Raw genomic sequence first — 2,118 nt, 5'->3', positions numbered from 1 at the left:
GTATAAAGTAAGAGGTTTGCGAATAGACGGTTGAAAGTTTTTTCCTCATATAATGATAGTAATGCTTTGTAAAAAATGATAATCATTGCGGTGGCACATTCAGTTCCATATAGTTTTCCGTTTTTAAAAATATCTTGGATGGCAATAGAGGATGGTACGTTTGGGAGTAGTTGAAATCCGCCAAGTGATGTTCTTTCCCAAAACTGAGGGTTGCAAAAAGATTGTTGAAATGTACGAAACTGAAAGCCACTTTGAAAAAGTTCTAGCGCGGAAGTAATAATATTAACTCGTAAATTAAGATCAAAGCTGAGTTCATCGGCTGTTCGGAAGGAATGAACTTCTTGATTTCCAGCCATTATGGATAAAATCTGTTGTTTTTCAGCTGCAAATGGCTCATATTCATTTGTGATATAAGGGTGTACAATAGAACGGCCTATCACAATCATAATGGTATCCCCACCTATACGTTACAGATTTCGCGATACGGGAAATCCCATATTGGACTTTAATCCGCCTTTAAGCATAGGATGAAAGTATCGCTTTTTCATAGAAAAACATTTATATTTCGGTATACGTTAACTATAGACAAGTACAAGTCTTTAAAACGCCAATGTGTTCCTTGAATAAAAGATATCATATGGAGTTCGATAGCCGAATTCAAGCATGATATGTGTCGTCAAGAACAAAGCGCTAAAACACTTGAACACGAATCTGTACGGTTAGTACCGTAGCTCACGAACCTATACGGTCTGTTGTGAGAGTGGTGATGGCACACTGCAATCTAGCGCGTCAGCGATACCAGAAATGGACTTCGCCTTTCATAGCAAGAATCCCACTGACGTTAGTCAGCTGGCCCCATTAGGGGTGGGAATGTCAAATTCTTTAGTATCGTATGAAAAAAAGAGAAAAAAGGTGAAAGAAAAGCCTATCAACTGATAGGCTTGTACTCTTTAATAACACGTAATGTTTGTAATGTCATATCTTCGGGACCTTGTACAGGTAACCCAGCTTCTAAATTTTTACGAATATACTCTAAGTTATCTTGTGTAATAATTTCCCCCGGAGTAAAGATTGGAATCCCTGGCGGATAAACCATAACAAAATCAGCTATAATACGACCTGCTGCGTTTTCAAATGGAATGACTTCTGTTTCTGAATAAAAAGCATCTCTAGGAGAAAGTGCTAGCACAGGTATTTCTGGTATTTCTACTTGTACCTGAACACCTTTATCTGCTCTATTTCCATATGTTGCTGCTAAATCTTGTAATGCTGTAATAAGTATATCTGTTTCACTTTCTGTATCTCCAAATGTGATAAGACAAAGTATGTTATATAAATCAGAGAGTTCTACTTCAATGTTGTAATGTTCTCTAAGCCATACTTCAGCCTGATGGCCTGTAATACCTAAATCTTTTACAGATACAATTATCTTTGTAGGATCATAGTTAAAAGTAGCATCTGTACCTAGCATCTCTTTTCCAGGACAATAAAGATGCTCAATAACATTTATAGCATTACGAACATGTTCAGCTAATTGTATTGTTTGTTCTATGAGAGCTGTTCCTTCTGTAGCAAGACGTTTTCTGGCAACATCAAGAGATGCTAACAAAATGTAAGAAGTTGATGTAGTCGTAAGCATGCTAATAATGGATTGAACATGTTTTACGTTAACAAGACCCTCTTTTACATTAAGAATAGAGCTTTGGGTTAAAGACCCTCCTAATTTGTGAACACTTGTTGCTGCCATATCTGCACCTGCTTGCATAGCTGACATCGGCAGTTCATCATGAAAATGGATATGAACACCGTGAGCTTCATCAACAAGTACAGGAATATCGTAAGAATGAGCTAATTCTACAATCTGCTCTAAATCTGCAGCAAATCCAAAATATGTTGGATTTATAACAAGTAAGCCTTTCGCATCTGAGTGCTCTTCAAGAGCTTTTTTGACAGATTGAATTGTGATCCCATGTGAAATACCGAGCTTCGGATCAATCTCAGGATGCATGAAAATTGGTTTTGCACCTGAGAAAATAATAGCTGACATTACTGATTTATGCACATTCCGTGGCACGAGGATTTTATCCCCAGGACCGCACACGCTCATCACCATTGTCA

General features: G+C 37.6%; 1 protein-coding gene and 1 pseudogene. Both read right to left on the bottom strand.

Annotation, left to right across the window (positions count from 1 at the left end):
• A pseudogene (locus AC1DTM_RS23835) lies at nucleotides 1–446 on the bottom strand (protein-glutamine gamma-glutamyltransferase); the annotation flags it as partial.
• 482 nt (nucleotides 447–928) lie between these two features.
• The coding region (locus AC1DTM_RS23830; RefSeq protein ID WP_477001044.1) for an aminotransferase class I/II-fold pyridoxal phosphate-dependent enzyme at nucleotides 929–2,118 on the bottom strand (1,190 nt) is incomplete at its 5' end.

Source organism: Bacillus sp. P4_D3, assembly GCF_056401855.1.
Note: the sequence above shows the minus strand (reverse complement) of the source record. Positions and strands in the feature narration are given on the sequence as shown.